The organism is Vibrio sp. 14G-20 (assembly GCF_026241515.1).
Lineage (GTDB): Bacteria > Pseudomonadota > Gammaproteobacteria > Enterobacterales > Vibrionaceae > Vibrio.
The window spans coordinates 36,042-57,174 of the sequence record NZ_JAPHPW010000016.1 but is presented as its reverse complement, the minus strand read 5'-3'; the positions used below and the strand labels follow the sequence as shown (position 1 = coordinate 57,174).

Below are 21,133 nucleotides of genomic sequence, written 5' to 3'. Positions count from 1 at the left end.
TAGGGATTAGTTCTAGGGAACTAGCTATTAGCTTACGCGTTTAATTCGTGTTGAATTACGTAATCCAAAGCACCGACTACCGCTGCAACCTGAGCATCATTACACTCTTCGTCTGTTACTTTGTCGCTGTCTGGGTAAACCTCTGTGGTTGTACCGTACTTACAGTCAGTCACGCCGCCACATAAGCCAAGCTTCTTCATTGGGTAGTTGATCACGCCGTGTTGAGTGACGTCTGAACCAATGATCTTGCCTTCGTCATCCGCAGGCGCAATGTGAGTGACTTTTTCAACTGAAGCGATGACAGCAGCTTGGAATTCTGGTTGTGGGTTTTCAGTATCACCCACAGTGTAGAAACCGTCTGGGATCATACCTTCGATGTACTCAATACCATCACGAGCTGCGAGTGCAGGTCGGAATTCAGTTTCATCAGAGTCAGTCGTCTCATGCAGGTCAACGTGAACCAATACTTCTGGTAGAGACGCTACTAGAGATCGTAGGTTTGCTGATTCTTCTGCTGGCGTACCGTCGTAGAAAGAGCGATTTGGATCAACAGCATTTGGGTTCCAGCGATTGATCACTTCGTAGCCCCAAGGGCTCACACAAGGTGCTACAACAATGTTGAAGTGCGCCGTGTATTTTTCTGCTTGAGTCGCAGCGAATTTGATCGCGCCATGCACACCGCTGGTTTCGTAACCGTGAACACCACCAGTTACCATAATCGTCGGCTTTGACTCGTCCCAGTTTTTGCTCTTGATAGCGAAGAGTGGGAAGCGAGCTTCGTCGTAGCTCAGTGCGCCGTATTGTTCGATGTCGAAGCGGTCTGCAAGTGCTTTAATCTTTGGTACAACTTCTTGCTGGTATTCACGCTTAACCGTTCGTTGAGCTAACCATGCTTCACGTTCTGCTTGTTGCCATTTTTGCCCTGGCTTACCAATCGGGTAGGTAGATTCACTTTTCATCTATACTTTTTCTTTTATGTTCGTGAAAGATTAAGACAGATTATTCCTGTCTAACAGAGACAGCAATAGAAAACACAACTTGTGACTTTATTTTTTACAGACTCATAACTTTGATGAGTGAATTGATGGTGTTACATTTTATCGATGGTTCAATTCTTTATAAAGAGACAACAAAATGGCTGGAGCAAGTTTACTAACACTGCTAGATGACATTGCAACCGTGTTGGATGATGTCGCACTGATGTCTAAGGTGGCAGCTAAAAAAACCGCGGGTGTATTGGGTGACGATTTAGCCCTTAACGCTCAGCAGGTATCCGGTGTTTCTGCTGAAAGAGAAATTCCTGTGGTGTGGGCGGTCGCAAAAGGCTCATTTAAAAATAAGCTGATTTTGGTTCCGGCGGCATTATTGATCAGTGCGTTCATCCCTTGGTTGATCATGCCACTTCTCGTGATTGGTGGTCTGTTTCTTTGTTTTGAAGGGGCGGAGAAAATCTTAGAGAAGCTCTTTCCTCATGCCCATCAACATGACGAGAAGGAAGAGGATACGAGTACTGGCGAATCCATAGAGGAATATGAGAAGAGAAAGGTCTCAGGCGCGATTCGTACCGACTTCATATTATCTGCGGAAATCATTGTGATTGCGCTAGGTACCGTAACGGGTACAAGTATCGTGACTCAGATTCTTGTGGTGAGTTTGATAGCGGTTGTGATGACGATTGGTGTTTATGGCTTAGTGGCAGGGATCGTGAAGCTGGATGATTTAGGTTTCTATCTCCAACGCACATCGAATGGGAGTGCTATTAAAACCAGATTGGGCAATGGGCTAGTCGCCTTTGCACCAAAGCTAATGAAGATGCTTGCGGTTGTCGGCACGGCTGCCATGTTCTTGGTTGGCGGCGGTATTGTGGTACACAACGTTCCTGCAATTCATCACTTAATTGAACCGATTATTATGGACTTCAGTGGACATTCGATTGCAACCGTGGTGGTACCAACGCTGTTGAATGGTGTGATTGGGGTTTTAGCTGGATTGATCGTTGTTGCTGTTTGGACTGTGGTTGGAAAAATTCGCGGTAAGTAATAGCTCATTATTGGTCTTAATAAAACCCTCTCTCCACGAAACGAAAAAGGGGCACCATAATCATTATGGCGCCCCTTTTAATCTAATGAGTCGTGTTTAATTAACACCACGCTCTTATTTTGCAATATAAGCGCTTATTTACCGACTAAGCGTTATTTTACAGACCAAGCAATCGTCTCGCCGCCACGGATTGGCACAACGATGTCTGAACCGAAAGGCATTGTTTCAGCAACATTCCACTCTTCTTTAACGAGTGTGATTGTGTCTGAGTTACGCGGCATGCCGTAGAAGTCCGGACCATTGTGGCTCGCGAATGCTTCTAGGTTCTCAATCTTGCCTTCTAAATCGAATACTTCAGCGTACAGTTCAACCGCAGCGTGCGCTGTGTAAGAACCTGCACAACCACATGCTGACTCTTTAGCACCTTTAGCGTGTGGCGCAGAGTCTGTACCCAAGAAGAACTTCTTGCTACCGCTTGTTGCCGCTTCGATAAGTGCTAACTGGTGCGTGTTGCGCTTAAGGATAGGTAGGCAGTAGAAATGTGGCTTAATGCCGCCAACCAACATGTGGTTACGGTTGTAAAGCAAGTGGTGAGCTGTGATGGTTGCCGCTACGTTCTCGTTAGCGTTCTTAACGAAAGTCGCAGCATCTGCCGTCGTGATGTGCTCTAGAACGATCTTCAGGTTAGGGAAGTCGTTAACAATCGGTGCTAGAACCGTGTCTAGGAACTCTTTTTCACGGTCAAAGATATCAACATCGTGAGCCGTTACTTCACCGTGTACAAGCAGCAACATACCCACTTCTTGCATCGCTTCTAATACGTGGTAAATCTTTTGAGCTGAAGTTACGCCTGAATCCGAGTTTGTCGTTGCGCCAGCAGGGTATAGCTTCGCTGCTACAACAGCGCCAGATTCTTTCGCTTTGCGAATTTCATCAGGTGTTGTGTTGTCTGTTAGGTAAAGTGCCATTAGAGGCTGGAACTGTTCACTTGGCTGCTCTGCCATGATGCGTTCACGGTAAGCAAGAGCCATTTCGGTATCGGTTACCGGTGGGATGGTGTTTGGCATGATTAACGCTCGACCATTGTAGCGGCTGATATCGCGGACTGTATCTTTTAATACTTCGCCATCGCGTAGATGAACGTGCCAGTCGTCAGGACGAGTAATCGTAAGTTGTGTCATTGAAGGCTCCCACCATTTGAAGTGTTATGTAGTTGGAGCCTAAACTCAGCGAAATCTGTGAAAGCAATCGCTTACGTTTAGGCGACAGGATGATAGTGGAAAAGCACTTTCATTTCATCCTATTTTTAACTCTTCAGGGTTAGGAGCTTGTTTTTATGGATATTTTATTCGGTATCTATTTGTTAATAAGGGTTAGCGGGTGGCTACCCACAGACCATGGATCATTCCTGGAACCCAGAAGAAGAAAGTAAGAATGATATTAATCAGCAAATCTTTCCCGGCGCCGCGAGCGAAGAACACACCAACAGGTGGAAGCAGTACACATAAGATGATAATGACGAGTTTGTTCATGATAAATCCTTTTTATTCAATGAAAGTTCAATGCGGTAATCGTGTTCATATTATAGAACGTCTGGAGAGTGTTACTGCATTGCTGCCTTAATGTATCAAGATAGAAAGCTAAACATCTCAAGATACTAGCTTAGTATCAAGTGTTTAATGCTTGCCAGTTTATCTATTTATAACCATTTGTTAGCATTGGGACAAACAACAAAACATTGGAATCGTTATGTCGCAGCTACCTTCAAATGGAAAGGCTTTTGAGCAAGAGCCTTCAGGTCAACAGCCCTCCTTATCTCAAATTAATGTATTTCCGGTTAAGTCAGTGGGCGGCATCTCGCTCTCTTCTGCTTGGGTCGAAAAACAAGGTCTTACTTTCGACAGACGTTTTATGTTGGCACTGGCTGACGGCTCGATGATCACGGCGCGTAAGTATCCGAAAATGGTGAAGGTATCTTCAAGCTTGCAACCTGACGGTTTGATCTTCACTTATGAAGGCAAAGAGCCTTTACGTCTAAAATATGCGAATTTCAAGATGCAAGAAGCACCAGCAACGGTATGGAAAGACAGTTTTACTGCTTACACCACCAATGATGAAGCCGATGATTGGTTCAGCGATGTGTTAGGTGTTCGCGTTGAGTTATTGTTCTCTGGTGAGCAATCCAATCGTGTTCGTGAAAAGCTCGGCCAGAATGTCAGTTTCGCTGATGGCTACCCAATGTTGGTGATCAGCCAAGCATCGCTAGATGAACTTAATCGTCGCAGCCCTGAAGTGCATTCAATGGATCAGTTCCGCACTAACTTCGTGGTTTCTAATACCGAAGCCTTTGCTGAAGACAGCTGGAAGCGTATTCGTATTGGTGAGGTTGAATTCGAAGCGGTTAAGCCTTGTGAGCGTTGTATCCTGACGACCGTTGATGTTGAGCGTGGCGAATTTAGAGCAACAAAAGAGCCGCTTAATACCTTCTCTACATTCCGAGCTAATGAACGCGGTGGTGTTTTCTTTGGTCAGAATCTTGTGGCTAAAAATGAAGGTTTAGTCAAAGCCGGTGATGTGGTTGAAGTGCTCGAAACCAAAGAGAAAGAGTACTATGAAGACACTTGGGTTGAGTCGTTACATTTAACGTGTGTTGAACGCGAAGAGATCGCTCGTGACTTCACAACCTTTTGGTTAGAACCTGCCAAAGAGAACCACTCACTACCAAGTTACCAGCCTGGGCAACATCTACCGATTGAGATGGTGATTAATGGCGAGAAGGTTTCTCGTCGTTACACGTTATCTTCTAGCCCTTCACGAGCGGGTCGTTTAGCAATTTCAGTGAAGCGTGTCGATGATGGCCAAATCTCTAATTGGTTAAATGATCACTTCCAAGTAGGTGATACCTTAGTCGCTCAAAATCCAGATGGCGCGTTCTATTTGGAAGACAACCCAACACATCCATTACTGCTGTTATCAGCGGGAAGCGGTATCACACCAATGTTGTCGATGCTTCGTTACTTGGCCGACCACGGTCAAATTGATGATGTGGTGTTCTATCACCAATGCAGCAGCGAAGAAGATATCCCTTATCAAGCTGAGATTGATAAGATCGCCAGTGAGCACGCGGGTCTTCGTGTGATTTATTCATTAAGCCAACCAACCAAAGAGTGGGATGGTCTGTCTGGACGTTTGAGCGTGTCTCATGTCGCTAAAATTAATGAGTTACACAAGCGCCAAGCGTTTGTGTGTGGCCCTGACGGTTTTATGGATAATGCCAAGAAACTGCTGATTCAAATGGGTCTTAACCCTCAGCATTATCATCAAGAAGCGTTTGGCGTTGCTCAGTCTACCGAAGAGGCAGTGAAGCAACTGCAGTTGAGTGTCAACGGCTACCTGTTCGAAGGTAATAACCAATCAACATTACTAGAACAAGCTGAGTTGGCGGGTGTGTCTATTGCATCAAGCTGTCGCGCGGGTTTCTGTGGTGCTTGTAAAGTGACCCTTGAGTCTGGGCAAGTTCATCAACCTGACGTACCAGCGCTGCAAGAACATGAACGTAACATGGGACAGATACTGGCGTGTTGCAGTGTGCCTCAAACCGATATCGAAGTCGTAGACTAACTCGTTAGGCCGGAAGGCAGGAAAGAAAAGCGCATTTAATAGAAAAGGCCGGAAGTTCACTGAAATGAACTTCCGGCCTTTTTGATTCCAAGACTAATTCAGTAAATTAATCGTAGATCGTTGGGATCGGTTGACGCTTGTGTTGTGTTGCTTTGTAGATACCCACTAAGCGGTCAGACACGTCTTGAGGGACTTCTTTACCTTCAAGGAAATCATCGATTTGGTCGTAAGAAAGGTTCAATGCTGCTTCGTCGGCTTTCTGTGGATCAAGCTCTTCTAGATCAGCGGTAGGTACTTTCTTAACCAGTAGCTCTGGAGCACCTAGAGTTGCTGCTAGTTCACGAACTTGACGCTTGTTCAGGCCAAATAAAGGTGCCAAATCACATGCGCCGTCACCGTGCTTGGTGTAGAAACCAGTGATATTTTCCGCTGAGTGGTCAGTACCGATTACAAGGCCGCCAACGTAACCTGCAATTTCGTATTGTGCGATCATGCGAGCGCGAGCCTTCACATTACCTTTCACAAAATCTATTTTTGCTGAATCTGTTGGTAGCAAGCCTGTGCCTTCTAAAGCAACGTGAGATGCAGCGTGAAGCCCATCAACACCCGCTTTAATGTTTACAGAAACAGATTGAGAAGGCTGAATGAAAGATAGAGCAAGTTGCGCTTCGTCTTCATCTTTTTGTTCACCGTAAGGTAGGCGAACCGCGATGAATTGGTAGTCGTTGCTACCAGCGCTTTCATTTAGGCTATCAACGGCCATCTGTGCTAAGCGGCCACAAGTTGTCGAATCCACACCGCCACTGATACCAAGGATCAGAGACTTGCAGCCTGACTGCTGAAGTTTCGTTTTGATAAAGTCCACACGACGAGTCACTTCGAAGTGAGGGTCAATTGAAGGTAGTACGCGCATTTCGTCACGAATTAACTGTTCCATTCGTATTCCTTTCCTGCAAGCAAATTAAAAATCTAGTGTTATCATACCTAAATCATCCGATTTAAAAACCTCTTTGCACAAGCTTAGAAAGAGAAGGCAGTAATTAATAATGGAAAAAATAGCCATTTTCGGTAGTGCGTTTAATCCGCCGAGCTTAGGGCACAAAAGTGTGATTGATTCGTTGGCTCACTTTGACAAAATTCTACTTGTTCCAAGTATTGCCCATGCTTGGGGAAAAGAGATGCTAGACTTTGATACGAGATGTCAGTTAGTTAACGCATTTATTAGCGATCTTTCACTGGATCAAGTGGAGCTTTCTTTGATCGAAAAGAGCCTATTTACTCCAGGTGAAAGCGTCACGACTTATGCAGTGCTCAGTGAACTGCAAAAGTTACATCGTGACGCGGAACTCACGTTTGTCATTGGCCCTGACAACTTCTTTAAGTTCTCATCTTTCTATAAATCAGATGAGATTACCGAGCGATGGTCTGTAATGGCGTGCCCTGAAAAAGTCAAAATCCGTAGTACAGACATACGTAATGCACTGATAAGTGGGATCGATGTTGCAAAACTGAGCACTAAGTCAGTTACAAAAATATTGCAAGATAGTAGTCTGTATACAATAATGTAGGTTGACTAATTCAAGGGATTTGATGGCTATGCTAAAGTGCGCGATACCTGCGACGATGATCATGGCAGCATGCAGTATGCCTGCGTATGCTGAATGTGATTTTTTTAGCTTAGATTCGATCATGCTGACTTCTGATGAAGACGTCAGCTGTTTAGATTTATCCTCGAGCATCGAGTCTTTTGGCCAACGCATGATGGAAATCAGTGGATTGAGTGAAGAAGAAGCCGAAAACACGCCCGACTATTGGTCTGATTGGGTTCTTCAAACTAAAGACTCACCGTTGCTGACACAGAGCATTGAATCAAACTATATTGGTTTGGGTATGTGGTTTCCAGAAGACCTCGAAGATGAACAGTACGATATGTCCACAGAAGAATGGTTGATGAATCACGGCCTTCAACTCAGCATCGGTTTTGGCGAGAAGGTTGACGGGCAGCCGCGTATGCGCTTTGATTATCGTTGGCATGACTCAAGAGACGCTGACCTAATGATGCAGGTCGAATTGCCTTTTTAGACGGGTGAATACACAGATAGATTACTATCTACGTCTAAAATACTAAGAATTAAAAAAGCCGCAAAAAACTCATTTTTTGCGGCTTTTTAGTCTCTGGCTTGTTGCTTTCAATATTATCTATAACTTATCGTAAAGCTATAAATCCTCACCAAAAACAAGCATGCACAGCTGTTCAAACTCTTCTTCTTTACCTGAGAACAAATCATCGATTACAACAGCTCGTTTCTGACCTGACTGCATGCGCTTTTTCGCTTCACGCATTACCATCACCAAGGTGTGCTCTTGTGGAAGGTTAGAATCATCAATGTTCCATTGATTGAATCGCTGAGACAGGGCACTTTCACAAAGCAGTGGCTTAAACGACAACACTTCTTGCTTTAATACCGAAAGCATATCTTTAAACGCTTGTTCCGTGTTATTGGCATTGGAAGTGCGAGCTTTGGTTTGTTCTAGCTTTTCCAGTAGCGCCGAAGAGAGGTTAGTTTGCGTGATGTAACCCGCTTGTCTTGGGAATGAATCCGTCAAACGAACAGAAAAGTCGACACGGTTAACCTGAGTGTTTGGAAAGTAGGTCAGTGATGTTAGGCAGTCGTGTGGAATCCAGACGCTTTGTCCTGGTTCAACGGCATACTCTTGTTTGCCCAGCTTAATCAAAACCAAGCCACTTTGAACCGATACAAGGCTATGTTTAAGTACTTTCTTGCGTGGTGTGATCACCAAGTGTGAAAAGTAAGCCGATGTATATTCAATAGCGAAGTTCATAGATAGTACCTTAATTTTGGGGCGTCAAGATTACCGTTAATCTTGAAGAATGCCAACAATAACAGGGGATTTTCAATGTTTCTGGTCTGACCTTGTCAAAAGTATGGGCTCTGTAGCTGCGAGAAGTCAAAACAACGCGTAGAATGAACCAGCTTTTTATTATATGAATTAAAAAATGACCTCTCCAAGCGATCCATATGTTGATATTCGTCCTTACGACGATGATGAAATTCCTGCGGCACTAAACCGTCTTATTAATGATGAAGAATTTATCAGTGCGATTCTGCACTACCGTTTTTCAAACCATGCGTCTTGGTTTAAAGCATTAATGAGCCCGATCTTACGCGTTTACTTGAAAATGAAATGGAGCAAGCTGACCAGCGTTGAATCCATTCAGATTGAAGTTAAAAAGTACTTACGCGACACGCTAGCTAAGACGACCAATGGTGTTACATACACTGGCGTAGAGTCACTGGATGCGAATCAAGCTTATTTGTTTGTTTCTAACCATCGTGATATCGCTATGGATCCTGCACTTGTTAACTACGCTCTGCATCAAAATAACCACCAGACTTGTCGCATTGCTATTGGTGACAACCTGCTAAAGAAGCCATGTGCGACTGAACTGATGCGTTTGAACAAGAGCTTCATCGTAAAGCGTTCTTTGAAAGGACCGCGTGAGATGATGAAAGCGCTAGGGCAGTTGTCTTCTTACATTAAGCACTCTCTAGAAACGGGCAACTCAATTTGGATTGCTCAAAAGGAAGGTCGTGCTAAAGATGGTAACGATTTTACTGAGCCAGCAATCTTAAAAATGTTCCACGTTGAAGGACGTAAGCAAAAAATTGCTTTCCCTGAATACGTGAAGTCATTGAAGATTGTTCCTGTGGCAATTTCTTACGAGAACGACCCATGTGACACGGCTAAAGCGATAGAGCTTTTCGAAAAAGACGTAAACGGTAGTTACGAAAAGGGTGAGTTTGAAGATATCGAAAGTATCATTCAAGGCATCATCGGTAATAAAGGACGCGTTCACGTTGGCTTCGGTCAGGTTATCGACCAAGATTTTGATACCCCTGAAGCGCTTGCTGAAGAGATCGATCGTCAGATCCACGGTAACTATAAACTGTTCCCTGTAAACTTGCTGGCAGCAGAAAAAGAAGATGAGTCGATTACAGCGGCAGTTAAACAAGAGTTTGAAGCTAAACTATCGAGCCTGCCACAAGGCGCGCGTCAGTACTTAATCGATAGCTACGCGAACCCAGTGAAGAACATTGGTTAACGAGTGTTAGTTAGCTTGTTAGTTGATTAGCAACTTGATTGAATTGAAAAAGGAGCCTTAGGCTCCTTTTTTGTTTCTGAATCGCTACTTGCTACTGTGATCTAGCATTAACGTATTAGAGCAATAGAGCAATAGAGCAATAGAGTAATAGAGCTTTAGCCTGAATTATCGAGCGACTGCGCCACCGAGCTCTAGATTGGTCGGCCATGTGGTTACAGTGTTGCCGCCCAGATAGATGTTGCCTTTGATTGTCATAGTCTCGGGGAATGCAGTAATCCCAGAACCGCCTATATATAAGTCACCATCAATCACGATCCCATTAGGTAGCTCAGTTAAAGGAGTGCGGATCACGCTCAGATCGCCTTTCACCCTAAAGCCATTCGGTAGCCTTTCCAGTGGAGTATCGGTGAGGTTGATAAAACCGCCCACTCTTACACCTCTTGGCCAGCTGGTAATTTGGCTGCCAATCAAGTCGGCGTAACCTTTTATCTTAACCCCGCTCGGGACTCGAGTGAGTTGGCTGTTAGAGCCTTTCAGGCTGCCGTTCACTTCTAACCCTTTGGGTAGGCGTGTGATCGCAGTGTTCTCTATATTGAGATTACCATCGACCACCAAGCCAGTTGGAAGTGATGTATAAGGCTTATTTCGTAGATATAAGTTTCCGTAATTATCGAGATGGTTCAATATTTGATAGTGATCGAGTGGTTCAGCTCTGACATTTGTTATGGTTAAGGAACCAATAATAAGTGCAATTATTCTGAGCATAACAGGCTTCTTATTACGATAGACGCTAACACTATAATGGAAAAATTAATCTCGCATAGTGTTTTACCCATTTGGCGGTAGATTAACGAGGAATAGAGCAAAGATGATAGGTAAATCAATGATTAGAGTAAATATACGAATTATTAAGGTCTTTTTGATAGCGGCTTCAATGTTTGGCTCAATGTCTGCGAGTGCCAACAAAGTAATTTCAACGCCCGGTAAAGCTGCAGTGGTTGTCACACAAGGGGGTCAACCGCAACGAGTTTGTTATTACGATGACAAGGCTTATAGCATTGGGGCAGTGTTAGAGGTGGGGGGCGTAGCGATTCAGTGCGCTGCAGAAAACGATTTTGAGCAAAATGGTTCACTGGCTTGGGTTCAATTAAAAAAAGACGAGTAATTCAACTCGTCTTTTAATAAAAATATAAATGCTTATATTAACGCGCTAGAGAGCGAGTCTTAAGTTCAAAAATAATCTTCTCAGCGCTAACTTCAAATTTAAAGCGAGCGTGCAACTCTGTGCTTTCTTCTGTCATCTCTGATGCTTCAAATTCAACGTTGCTAGACACTTGTTTAGCAAGTTCAACGTACTTAGCAAACTCAGCTTCAATAAGTGCTTTTGAGTTTCCGTAAACCGTTACTTCAGCAACATCGTCGCCTTCTTTGATGATGAACCCGATTTCGCCTGCACAGCCGCAAGCTTCACATACATCGTTGTTACCAATATCTTGGCTCATATAAATAATCCTCTTACAAAGTCTGAGGTTATTCTAACGAGCAATTTGAACTGTATCTACAAAAATTAAAATCTTTGAACTAATTTGTACTGGTATGCTATGTTGTTTGTTGAAGGGGTTAAATGAATGTGTACATTCGCGTCACTAAATATGTATGTGATCTATCTCATGTTTTGTTGATAAGCAGTGTCATTAATTTGTTAGAATATCATTCAGTTAGTTGCGTCGTAACTAATTTTATAAGACTATCTATTGCTTGATAGGTATTTATACAATGAATTTATTGTTGGGTATTTGATATTCTAAGTTGTTATTTTAGATTAACCACTTAGAGAGGTAAGGTGACTTTTGAAGGATAATTAGACAAAGTGCCCAAAGAGGCAGCACTGTAAAATTGTTCGTACAAAGTATTTGTTGGTATTTAATGGAAATACTTGCGAAAAAATACCTTGCTCACATAATGCTGATAACGATTTTCATTCTGACTTCATTTGATTGAGTTAGATGGATTTACAAAGAGAAGAGCCTGAATATGCCAAAGCGTAGTAAAGAAGATACAGAAATCACGATCCAGAAAATCATGGATGCCGTTGTAGACCAGCTGCTAAGATTGGGTTACGACAAGATGTCATACACGACGTTGAGTCAACAAACGGGTGTTTCTCGTACAGGTATAAGTCATCACTTTCCAAAGAAAACGGATTTTACTGCTGCTCTAGACGGTCGTATTTTCAAGATGTTCATGGAACACATTGACTTCGAAAATGGCCTTGACGCATTTTCAGCTAGCTGGGTTGCAGCACTTGAAGACGCAGAGTTCCTAGCAATCTTACGTTTACTTTTCCATCATATCGTTACTGCAGAGAGCGCACATGAGTTCGCTGCAAACGGTATTGATCGTCTATACAAGCTGACTGAAACTCAGTTTGGCGATACTAGCGGTAAAGAACTAGAGTGGTTGATTGGTAAATCATTGATTCGTATGAGCCAATAATCAGCACTCAATAAAAGAAGCTCCTGCGGGGGCTTTTTTTGTGCCTGTAGTTTCACTTCTTGTGCGTTTTTCTCTCAATCCCCCACACCGATGTCGCTGTATTACTGATGTGTTGAATGATGTTGAATCAAGTTATTTCTTTTCTTTTTATGTGCTTACGTTCAAGCCTTATTTCCCTTTCCAGAGTTAAAAGCTAAGTAACTCTAACGGGTAATGTTCATTTACAGAACCTCAAACGCTCAAGGTGAGACGTTTTGGTGTTTATTGCTATGGTAGTTAATAAAATTGAATATAAGCCGAGAGAGTAGCTTTGAGCCAATAAGAAAGCCTCGAAAAAATCGAGGCTTAAGATTACGTCATTGTTATTAAGAACGAATACTCAAAATGAGTCGATCCTTAATCGGACTTATTGTGCGGGGTGAACCTGAGGGAAGCTCATGGTTGGGTGTTTTTCTACGATACTTTTGTAACCATACACATCTTCTATCATCGAAGGTTTCAGCGCATCCCAAGGCTTGCCATCACACACTAAATTGCCATCTTTTAATACCACTAATCGATCGGAATACTGCGCGGCTAAGTTGAGATCATGCAAAACCACGATAACCGCGGCATTGTGGTTATCGGCTAATTCTCTCGCAATCTTTAAGGTGTTGTGTTGGTGGGCGAGATCCAGTGCTGATGTCGGTTCATCAAGCATTAAGATACATTGGTCGCCAGAGTGGTGAAGCTGGGTTAACACTCGAGCTAAGTGAACACGTTGTTTTTCACCGCCAGACAGGGAAGGGTAGAGCCTTTCACTCAGGTGAGTGACATCGGCAACATCCATTTTTTGGCAAGCGATACTAGTGAGCTGTTTGTTTGATTCTTGCAGAGGAATACCACCAAGCTCAACAACTTCGTGCGCCAGAAATGGGAAGGTCAACGTACTGTGCTGAGGTAGCATAGCCAGATGCTTCGCCAATTTTTGAGAAGGCCACTTGTCTTTGGTGTGTCCAAAATACTGGATATCACCTGTGCTCGATATCTCCTGACATAGAGCTTTCAGCAGCGTGCTTTTTCCCGCGCCGTTTGGCCCAAGCAGTGTGGTTACCTTTCCTGCTTCAATCTCAATAGAAACGCCATCTAAAATCACTTTACTGCCGAACTTCACTTCGATGTCGGTTGCTTTTAACGCTGCAGGAAACATTAAAGGATTCTCCCTTTCTGTTGGAATAATAGATACAAGAAGAATGGAGCGCCGATGATTGCAGTGACAATACCCACTGGCAACTCAGCTGGTGCCAGAGCCACGCGAGAGAACATGTCTGCAGCCGTTAGCAGTAATGCGCCTAGAACCGCTGATAGGGGAAGTAAGACTCGATGATCTGGGCCCGCTAACATGCGACCTAAATGAGGGATCACAAGCCCGATAAAGCCAATCATGCCTGATAGGCTCACTGTGATACCAACGCCCGCAGCTGTTAGTAGAATCAGCTTTCGTTTAAGTTTCTGTACTGGAATGCCAAGGTGTTGCGCTTCTGATTCACCCAGTAATAGGGCATTCAAAGACATCGCTTGGCGGTAGAACACAACAAACAGACCCACGAGCGTAACTGCAGCAAGCAAAATACCCGACCACTTTGCTCCTGCCAGTGAACCCATCGACCATAGTGAAAGATCACGCAGCATTTGGTCATCAGCAATGAAGTTTAAGAAGCCAATACCTGCGCCTGATAGTGCGCTGATCGCCACACCTGCCAGCAACATGATGGTTACTGAAGTGCCGAATTTGCCAGTACCAAGCTTGTAAACCAGCAGCGTGGTTAAGGCGCCGCCCAAAAAGGCAAACACAGGTACCGCTGCAAAGTTCATGAAGGCAGGGTATTGAAGTGAAAGCTCAGAGAACAAAACGATAGCCAGTGCAGCACCTAATGCTGCGCCCGCAGACACACCGATGATGCCAGGTTCTGCAAGTGGGTTTCGAAACAAACCCTGCATCACTGCGCCACACAAGGCGAGGATCGCACCAATCAGCATGCACAAGATGGTTCTAGGTAAGCGAATTTCTTGAATCACCAAGTTGATGTGAGGTGCTAAGTCATTGTTTGGTTGAATTAAGCTTGTAGCGCTGTCCGCTAAGCTAATGTTCATTGGCCCAACAGTGATCGAATACAGTGCGACAAAGGCTAGGGTAGCACCTAGGCCTAACATCGACGTTTTTAGTGGGACGGAGCGTAACAACATAAAGGGCCTCAATATCTATCGCTAACTTTAATCCCTTTACCAACAACGTGAGTCAGTTGGTGAAGAGAAGCGAATTAGCGATAGCAGAAATAGGATGGTCGAGTTATAGCGGGTAGATAAGTGCGTTTAAACGCTTAGCTTCAGAGAGACTTTCTAGGCCAAGCCCGCCAACCAAAGCACTGCCATTTACGGTAATGATTTGCTTGTTCATACCTGCAGGCGTTGCCGCTAGCATAGGTAGTGATTTCAGGATGGCATCTGCGCCGCCCATTTTTTGATAACTACGGCCGCTTACTAAAATGACATCAGGTTGCATCTCAACGAGTGATTCCATTGAAAGTGGCTTGTAAGACCTTAAGCTCTGAGCGGCAGGGTTGATGCCGCCAGCTAATTCGATGATTGCGTTTGGTGATGTTTCACCGCCAGCAACGTTCGCAGGGCGACCTTCATGCAGTAACAGGAACAGAACTTTCTTCGCTTCATTGCTTGGTACTTGGTTCGCTTTCAGTGCTGCAATTTTTTGATTCACTTCGGCTTTCACTTGCTGTGAGTGGTCTTCGGTATGGGTGATCTTTGCGATTTGGTCGATACGCTTTAATAGTCCTTCCACGTTTGCTTCAGTGTTCACGATCTCCACATCGACGCCTGCCGATTTTAATTGAGAAATCGCGTTGTCTGGTCCCATTTCATCCGACCCAATCAGAGTGGTTGGCTCTAGGGCAAGTAAGCCTTCAGCAGAAAGGTTTCTGTGGTAGCCAATCTTTGGTAGCTTTTCAGACTGAGGGAAGCGACTGGTTACATCAATACCTACTAACTGTTCTTCTGCGCCAAGCGCTAAAACTAATTCTGTAACGGCACTACCGGCACTGATGATGCGAGGTTGCTCAACGTCGTTTGCCATCGCGGCTGGAGCAGTCAATGCCAAGCTCATAGCGGCCATTGAAAGGAGATGTGTCTTGGTCTTTAATTTATTGAGCACGTTTAAGTTGTTCATAATAAGTTCTTTATATTTTCTTTTTGTATCGCGAAGATACTCAGTGAGCAGTCCGTTCGCATTGTGAGTTCGAATCGATAGAGAGGCTTAGCTCTGATTGTTTAGTCTTATCGGTCAGAAGCTAAACCTCGTGAAAATTGAGTGTTGTTCTAGCCATCTTCAGTGAGTAATTGAGTCGCTGGTATTCCGTTCTCCTGAAGGAATGAAAGCAGCTTCACTAGGTTCTCCACGTTAGCGGCTTTATCTGCACCAATGATGATCGGCTTCTTGTATGATGTGCCTGTTTCTTCTAGCAATGCAATCTTGAAGTTTTCCCAGTCGATGTACTCTTGGCCGTTAATCGCCCAGTAGGGTTCGTGATCTAAGATATTGACGCTAATCGAATCTTTATGAACTTCAGAAACGTTCTTAATATCAGAGCTCGGCAGTTCGACTTCTAATGACTCCAACTTCACCGATGCTGTCAGCAGCAGGAATACCATCACGATAAAAATGATGTCGAGCAGCGGTGTTAAGTCCGGAGCCAAACTTTGTGTTTGAGATGAGTGGGGCGTTTTAATCATGCTTGTCTCGCATCACCGACAGCGACTTTGTTTAATGATGAATCTTTAGTTTCGTCAGACTGATTAGTTTGAATCGACATGCCTTCTAACCACACATTCACATAATTCAAAGTATGTTCTAGCTGCGCCAAAACCCTATCGGCCCAAAGTCCAAGCAGTTGAGACCCTGAGATCGCAGGCAGTGCAATCATCAAACCTGCCGCAGTGGTTCTCATTGCTAAGCCAAGGCCGTCAGCTAGATCATTTGGTGTAATACTTCCGGTGGTAGCAGCTACACCTTTGAACATCTCAATAAGACCAAGCACCGTACCAAGCAAGCCAATGAGTGGACTGATCACGCCGATTAAACCAAGCAACCTTAAACCTGCGTGCAGCTGGTGGCGTTTTTCTTGTAGCCAGATGCCTGCTGCATCTTCACGTAGTCCTTTCGAAAAAGAGTGGTGAGCAAGCAACATCGACACACCCTTGTACAGTAGCGGTCGTTTACCTGAAATCGATTGAGCGAGCGCTTCAATCTCTTTACTGTTGGTTGGTGAGATTTGGTTTAACTCGCGACGAATGGCACGTTTGCCAACGCCGATGCTTAACATAACTTGGAAGATACGTTCTGCGATGATCATTGCTGTTAATGCTGAGCAGATAAGAAGAGGCCAAGTCATTAAGCCCAGTTGATCTTGTAAGTAACTGATTTGTTGCATGATTAATCCAACCTAAAACGAACAGGTATTTGTACTCGGTGAGCAATCGCTCGACCATTGACAGTATGAGGTGAGAATTTCCATTGTTTAATGGCGTCTAAAGCGGCGTTATCGAGCATTAGTGCGCCTGATGAATTTACTAATGCTTGTTTAATTTGTTTGCCTTCAGCGTCTAACCAGATCTCATAAGTTGCGACACCTTCAACGCCACGACGTCTGGCTTGGCGAGGATAATTCGGCGGTGTAGGGCGTGCAGAGAAAGAAGGCTTAGTTACTAGCACCGGTTCTTGGTTTGATACGCCTTGGTTTACTTCCTGAGGTTGGTTGGCAGACTCGTCCATATTCTTATCGACTTTCTTGTCGGCCAGCTTCTCTGGTTTAGTGGCTGGTTCTGGGCGTTCTTTCTTCACGGCCTTTTTCTCAGTCACCGGCTTCTTTTGAACCGGCTTCTTCTCGACTTTCTTTTCAACAACCTTTTTCTCTACTTTCTTCGGTTGAGGCTTATTGGTGATCGCTTTTTTCTTTGGTGTCGGTTTGGCTTGCTTTGGCTTAACGGCCTTCGGCTCGACAGGTTTAGGTTCAGCTTGTGAGACGGTTTCCTCAATTGGTTTGGGTTCAACGGGTTCTGTAACCGTTTTTTGCTGAGCTTGAGAAGGAGCGCTTTTAGGCGTGAAGTTGATCGATACCGTGTTCGATTGGCTACCTGCAGGCATCGCAAATACTTTGGATTCTTGAGCGACAAACAATAGCGCCGCATGAATCACCAACGATGCACCGCCTGCAATAACATATCTAGGAACGTTCACAATCAATCCTTTACCAAATCAAAATTCTGTATCGGATTATTGCTTAGAATCTAAATAAGATCAATTATCAATTGCATTATCATTTAGCTCTATTTATGATTCTCTCAGTTTTTAGCGAATAGTCTTCCAGACTTTGCTATGTAAGTGTTTAGAGAGATTATATGAGTCTTAATATTTATAAATTTGACGAATCAATCTTGGGTGTTTCTAGCCCTGATCCGCTTCGTTTTGCGTTTGCGAAAAAGCATTCTGCACATGCCGGAGGAAGTTCAATTCCGGTCGACCCGAGCAAGAAGTTGGAGCTCTTTGATGAACTGATGTTAAGCGAAGGGAGGAAACAGGATAAGCGTTGCTTGTATATCCACATTCCTTTCTGCCGTGTGCGCTGTACGTTCTGTAACTTCTTCCAAAATGCTGCAAGCCGCAAATTAGTGGATGAGTACTTCGATGCTCTGATGGTTGAGTTGAAGCAAAAAGCCAAAACGCCTTGGGCTCAGTCTGGATTATTTCACGCCGTCTACATTGGTGGTGGAACACCTACCGATCTATCGCCTCTGCAGGTAGAGCAACTAGGTAAGGCGATTCGCCAATACTTCCCGTTAGCAAACGATGTGGAAATGACTTTAGAAGGGCGCATCAATCGCTTTGGCGACGAGATGTTTGATCGTGCGCTTGAAGGTGGTTTCAACCGTTTCTCCTTTGGTATTCAAAGTTTCAACACTCAAGTTCGACGCAGTGCTAAGCGCCTAGATGACCGAGAGGTTGTGCTAGAACGTATCAGTTCACTAAGTCGTACAGAGCAAGCACCAATCGTTCTTGATTTGTTATACGGATTACCGCACCAGTCTATGGAAGTGTTCCAACAAGATTTAGAAGACTACATGTCTACTGGCGCACACGGTATTGACCTCTACCAACTGATCGTTGCAGGCAATGCACCTATGCTTAATCTTGTTGAGAAAGGAAAAATCCCACCACCGGCCAATACGCCTGATAAGGCGAGTATGTACTTGGCGGGTGTTGAGTTCATGGCTAAGCACAAGGTTAAACAGCTGAGCGTGAATCACTGGACTCGCGATAACCGCGAACGTAGCATTTACAACAGCTTAGCGAAAACCTATGCCGAAGTGCTTCCAATTGGTTGTGGTGCTGGTGGCAACATTGGTGGTCATGGCGTGATGCAACATCGAACTTTAGACAGCTACATGGAGTCTATAAAACAAGGTCAGTTGCCGATTGCGATGATGACGAAGCAAAGCTCATTAGAGCCAATCTTCTCGACATTGAAGGCAGGCTTTGATTCTGGTGTTGTTAGAAGAAGCACGTTGCCGACCTTTATGGGACAAGACACGTTCGACTACCTAAAACCTCTGTTCGCGCATTGGGGAAATAACGGTTTAGTTGAGCTTTCGGAAGATTATCTGAGCCTGACTATTGCTGGCAGCTTTTGGGCGGTAAGCCTTGCACAGAGTGTAATTCAAGTGCTTAACGCTGAATACCAAGCTATGCATCCTGCGCCTAAAGCATCAGTTTCGGGCGCACATCCGCATGCAAGTTTGAAGCACGCTTAATATCGAATTTTTAGTTTATAACTTACGTAAATTACTCGTTTATACGGAACATATTCAATGACAGATACAACATTAGAAATGACAGAAACTCTAGATCAACGTGTCGCTCGAATTTTGGAAGAAGAGCCAAAACTACTGCCAACAGCAATTGCTGAGAAGCTAGGTGTTTCAGAGGTTGAAGTGGTTGCTGCTTTTCCAAACGACATGGCGGTAATGCTAGATGGCAGCCGTGCTCAAGAGATTCTAGAAGGTTTAGTGGGTTGGGGCCCTGTGACCACTATCGTGCATTCATTTGGTTCTATCTTTGAAGTAAAAGCACCATTCCCGAAAGGTAAAGTAGCGCGTGGTTACTACAACCTGATGGGCAAAGAGGGCGAGCTTCATGGCCACCTAAAACTGGACAACGTTAAACATATCGGTTTGGTGAGCAAGGCGTTCATGGGTCGTGAAAGTCATTACTTCGGCTTCTTCAGTGAAACCGGTGAGAACATTTTTAAGATTTACCTAGGCCGCAACGAAAAGCGTGAGCTTATTGCCGACCAAGTAGCACGCTTTAAAGCGCTAAAAGAACAAGCTTAATCAATAGTAAATAATCAGCAGCAATCTTACATAGGGTTGTCAACTGGTTTAAACAAGACATCAATGCTCGAGGATCGTTTAGTTCGCTAATGATCGCTCAACCTCGGGCAAAAATAATAAATCAGAGAAAGTGAAGAAAGGAATTACCCATGGAACAGCAAGTAAAACAAGAACGTCTACAAGGTCGCCTAGGTCCAGAAATTAAAGAGTTTCGCCAAGAGCGCCGTACCCTTCAACTTGCAACGGTTGATGAAGAAGGCCGCCCGAACGTAAGTTACGCACCTTTCGTTCAGAACCAAGAAGGTTACTTTGTTCTAATTTCTGATATTGCTCGTCATGCTCGTAACTTGAAAGCGAACCCTCAGGTCTCTTTGATGATGATTGAAGACGAAGAGAGCTCGAAGCAGCTTTACGCACGTAAGCGTTTAACGTTTGATGCTCAAGCAAGTGTTGTGGAGCGTGAAACGGAACTTTGGACTCAAGTGATCGGCCAGATGCAAGAGCGTTTTGGTGAAATCATTGATGGTTTGAGCCAACTTCAAGATTTCTCTCTGTTCAACCTTAAAGCAGAGAACGGCCTGTTCGTTAAAGGCTTTGGTCAAGCATACCAAGTGTCAGGCGACGATCTGGTGGATTTCGTTCACCTACAAGAAGGCCACAAAAAAGTGTCTAACGAGTAATCTCGTTTAACCGGTTTCTTCAGGAGCCCTCCAATGTGAGGGCTTTTTTATGTCTAAATCAAAGAGTTTGGTATATTGGCGTCTGATTATATTTATGTGTAAGGATCGCTACGTGAAACCAGTAAGTCGAGATTGGGACGAGTTCTGCTACCCGTTTATTTATGAAGACAGTCCTATCTGTGATTTTGAGATTTTGTCGGATGAACTTTGTTGCCGAGTGGGCTTGGTATTGTCTTTAGATCTAGAGCCTCAGGTTCGTGAGATCCTGCAACGCTTGCAGCCAAACATCTACCATTTGAATGGCTCTGTGCGCGGTAAGCTTGCCATCACCGAGTCTGAATTGGTCGAGCTCAAGCAAGACTATCATCGTATCCGCGATCAGCTAGAAGGTGGTTTCAAAGGTTTTGTCTTACCCGGTGGGCACCGAGTGTCTAGTGAACTTCACTTGTGTCGTTGTCAGGCTAAAAAGGTCGTGCGAGCTTTGGTGAGCATTGAGCACCATGAAAGCAAAAAGTCACCGGATCCGATTCTTTTTAAATACGCTAACTTAGTGGCGAACACTCTCTATGCATTGGCCTCTTTTACCAATCATGTCAATGAAGTCGAGGAAGTGGAATTTGTAAGTAAGAGCTACTCTATGCCGAAAAAGTCTAAGCCAGAAAACAAAGACTAACGGTTAGCTCTATTCTTATTAAGATTTGCAGAAATAAGAGATTAAGAAGCTAAACCATTG

At 44.3% G+C, this 21,133-nt stretch carries 24 protein-coding genes; 11 read left to right on the top strand and 13 right to left on the bottom strand.

Going from position 1 to position 21,133, the window contains the following annotated elements; all coding sequences use genetic code 11:
* Window positions 1-32: 32 nt before the first annotated feature.
* A complete protein-coding gene (locus OQJ75_RS15055; RefSeq protein ID WP_265973939.1) occupies window positions 33-959 on the bottom strand; it encodes a M14 family metallocarboxypeptidase in 927 nt (308 codons plus the stop codon).
* Window positions 960-1,134: 175 nt separating this feature from the next.
* Between OQJ75_RS15055 and OQJ75_RS15050 the strand changes: the two genes are divergently transcribed.
* A complete protein-coding gene (locus tag OQJ75_RS15050) occupies window positions 1,135-2,040 on the top strand; it encodes a DUF808 domain-containing protein (RefSeq protein ID WP_265973940.1) in 906 nt (301 codons plus the stop codon).
* A 152-nt stretch (window positions 2,041-2,192) separates the two neighbouring features.
* Here the strand turns inward: OQJ75_RS15050 and pyrC are convergent, their stop codons facing one another.
* Complete coding sequence (gene pyrC / locus OQJ75_RS15045; protein ID WP_108194321.1) at window positions 2,193-3,221, bottom strand: dihydroorotase; 1,029 nt, start codon at window positions 3,219-3,221, stop codon at window positions 2,193-2,195.
* Between the two features lie 192 nt (window positions 3,222-3,413).
* Entirely contained in the window at window positions 3,414-3,572 is a 159-nt protein-coding gene (locus tag OQJ75_RS15040; protein ID WP_004731890.1) for a YqaE/Pmp3 family membrane protein, read from the bottom strand.
* Between the two features lie 217 nt (window positions 3,573-3,789).
* Here OQJ75_RS15040 and OQJ75_RS15035 point away from each other — a divergent pair, with 217 nt between their 5' ends.
* Complete coding sequence (locus OQJ75_RS15035; RefSeq protein WP_265973944.1) at window positions 3,790-5,661, top strand: hybrid-cluster NAD(P)-dependent oxidoreductase; 1,872 nt, start codon at window positions 3,790-3,792, stop codon at window positions 5,659-5,661.
* A gap of 106 nt (window positions 5,662-5,767) precedes the next feature.
* Here OQJ75_RS15035 and nadE read toward each other — a convergent pair whose 3' ends face one another.
* Window positions 5,768-6,598, bottom strand: coding sequence for an ammonia-dependent NAD(+) synthetase (gene nadE, locus OQJ75_RS15030; protein ID WP_265973945.1), 831 nt, complete (start codon window positions 6,596-6,598; stop codon window positions 5,768-5,770).
* 109 nt (window positions 6,599-6,707) lie between these two features.
* Between nadE and OQJ75_RS15025 the strand changes: the two genes are divergently transcribed.
* Window positions 6,708-7,229, top strand: coding sequence for a nicotinate-nicotinamide nucleotide adenylyltransferase (locus OQJ75_RS15025; RefSeq protein WP_265973946.1), 522 nt, complete (start codon window positions 6,708-6,710; stop codon window positions 7,227-7,229).
* A 22-nt stretch (window positions 7,230-7,251) separates the two neighbouring features.
* Window positions 7,252-7,743, top strand: coding sequence for a hypothetical protein (locus OQJ75_RS15020; RefSeq protein WP_265973947.1), 492 nt, complete (start codon window positions 7,252-7,254; stop codon window positions 7,741-7,743).
* Window positions 7,744-7,878: 135 nt separating this feature from the next.
* Here OQJ75_RS15020 and OQJ75_RS15015 read toward each other — a convergent pair whose 3' ends face one another.
* Entirely contained in the window at window positions 7,879-8,505 is a 627-nt protein-coding gene (locus OQJ75_RS15015) for an AraC family transcriptional regulator (protein WP_265973948.1), read from the bottom strand.
* 175 nt (window positions 8,506-8,680) lie between these two features.
* On the opposite strand from OQJ75_RS15015, the gene OQJ75_RS15010 reads away from it, so the two are divergent.
* Complete coding sequence (locus tag OQJ75_RS15010; RefSeq protein WP_265973949.1) at window positions 8,681-9,787, top strand: 1-acyl-sn-glycerol-3-phosphate acyltransferase; 1,107 nt, start codon at window positions 8,681-8,683, stop codon at window positions 9,785-9,787.
* A gap of 165 nt (window positions 9,788-9,952) precedes the next feature.
* On the opposite strand, the gene OQJ75_RS15005 is transcribed toward OQJ75_RS15010, so the two are convergent.
* Window positions 9,953-10,552, bottom strand: a complete 600-nt coding sequence (locus tag OQJ75_RS15005) for a hypothetical protein (RefSeq protein ID WP_265973950.1) — start codon at window positions 10,550-10,552, stop codon at window positions 9,953-9,955.
* Between the two features lie 103 nt (window positions 10,553-10,655).
* On the opposite strand from OQJ75_RS15005, the gene OQJ75_RS15000 reads away from it, so the two are divergent.
* On the top strand, window positions 10,656-10,952 hold the full coding sequence (locus OQJ75_RS15000; RefSeq protein ID WP_265973951.1) for a YnjH family protein: 297 nt from the start codon (window positions 10,656-10,658) through the stop codon (window positions 10,950-10,952).
* Between the two features lie 37 nt (window positions 10,953-10,989).
* On the opposite strand, the gene OQJ75_RS14995 is transcribed toward OQJ75_RS15000, so the two are convergent.
* On the bottom strand, window positions 10,990-11,289 hold the full coding sequence (locus OQJ75_RS14995; RefSeq protein WP_017062761.1) for a YfcZ/YiiS family protein: 300 nt from the start codon (window positions 11,287-11,289) through the stop codon (window positions 10,990-10,992).
* A gap of 532 nt (window positions 11,290-11,821) precedes the next feature.
* Between OQJ75_RS14995 and OQJ75_RS14990 the strand changes: the two genes are divergently transcribed.
* The gene (locus OQJ75_RS14990) at window positions 11,822-12,283 is read left to right on the top strand and encodes a TetR/AcrR family transcriptional regulator (RefSeq protein ID WP_004731875.1); all 462 of its coding nucleotides are present in this window, start codon (window positions 11,822-11,824) and stop codon (window positions 12,281-12,283) included.
* Between the two features lie 406 nt (window positions 12,284-12,689).
* Here the strand turns inward: OQJ75_RS14990 and OQJ75_RS14985 are convergent, their stop codons facing one another.
* The 6 genes from OQJ75_RS14985 to OQJ75_RS14960 all read right to left on the bottom strand — a co-directional run bounded on the left by OQJ75_RS14985 (window position 12,690) and on the right by OQJ75_RS14960 (window position 17,570).
* Window positions 12,690-13,472 (bottom strand): heme ABC transporter ATP-binding protein, encoded by a 783-nt coding sequence (locus OQJ75_RS14985; protein ID WP_265973953.1) that lies wholly within the window; start codon window positions 13,470-13,472, stop codon window positions 12,690-12,692.
* Window positions 13,472-14,509: a FecCD family ABC transporter permease gene (locus tag OQJ75_RS14980; protein WP_086712827.1), complete on the bottom strand. Its 1,038-nt coding sequence runs from the start codon at window positions 14,507-14,509 to the stop codon at window positions 13,472-13,474. The genes OQJ75_RS14985 and OQJ75_RS14980 overlap by 1 nt, the downstream gene beginning before the upstream one ends.
* A gap of 103 nt (window positions 14,510-14,612) precedes the next feature.
* Entirely contained in the window at window positions 14,613-15,503 is an 891-nt protein-coding gene (locus OQJ75_RS14975) for a heme/hemin ABC transporter substrate-binding protein (RefSeq protein WP_265973954.1), read from the bottom strand.
* Between the two features lie 149 nt (window positions 15,504-15,652).
* A complete protein-coding gene (locus OQJ75_RS14970) occupies window positions 15,653-16,066 on the bottom strand; it encodes an ExbD/TolR family protein (protein WP_265973955.1) in 414 nt (137 codons plus the stop codon).
* Window positions 16,063-16,764, bottom strand: coding sequence for a MotA/TolQ/ExbB proton channel family protein (locus OQJ75_RS14965; RefSeq protein ID WP_265973956.1), 702 nt, complete (start codon window positions 16,762-16,764; stop codon window positions 16,063-16,065). Before OQJ75_RS14965 ends, OQJ75_RS14970 begins: the two co-directional genes overlap by 4 nt.
* 2 nt (window positions 16,765-16,766) lie before the next feature.
* The gene (locus OQJ75_RS14960) at window positions 16,767-17,570 is read right to left on the bottom strand and encodes an energy transducer TonB (RefSeq protein WP_265973957.1); all 804 of its coding nucleotides are present in this window, start codon (window positions 17,568-17,570) and stop codon (window positions 16,767-16,769) included.
* Between the two features lie 161 nt (window positions 17,571-17,731).
* Between OQJ75_RS14960 and hutW the strand changes: the two genes are divergently transcribed.
* From hutW to OQJ75_RS14940, 4 genes are all read left to right on the top strand, one after another.
* Window positions 17,732-19,141: a heme anaerobic degradation radical SAM methyltransferase ChuW/HutW gene (gene hutW, locus OQJ75_RS14955; protein WP_265973958.1), complete on the top strand. Its 1,410-nt coding sequence runs from the start codon at window positions 17,732-17,734 to the stop codon at window positions 19,139-19,141.
* 57 nt (window positions 19,142-19,198) lie between these two features.
* Window positions 19,199-19,720: a heme utilization cystosolic carrier protein HutX gene (gene hutX, locus OQJ75_RS14950; RefSeq protein ID WP_265973959.1), complete on the top strand. Its 522-nt coding sequence runs from the start codon at window positions 19,199-19,201 to the stop codon at window positions 19,718-19,720.
* Window positions 19,721-19,869: 149 nt separating this feature from the next.
* Window positions 19,870-20,400, top strand: a complete 531-nt coding sequence (gene hutZ / locus OQJ75_RS14945) for a heme utilization protein HutZ (RefSeq protein ID WP_004731858.1) — start codon at window positions 19,870-19,872, stop codon at window positions 20,398-20,400.
* A gap of 112 nt (window positions 20,401-20,512) precedes the next feature.
* Complete coding sequence (locus tag OQJ75_RS14940) at window positions 20,513-21,073, top strand: ATP:cob(I)alamin adenosyltransferase (protein WP_265973965.1); 561 nt, start codon at window positions 20,513-20,515, stop codon at window positions 21,071-21,073.
* The last annotated feature ends 60 nt before the right edge of the window (window positions 21,074-21,133 follow it).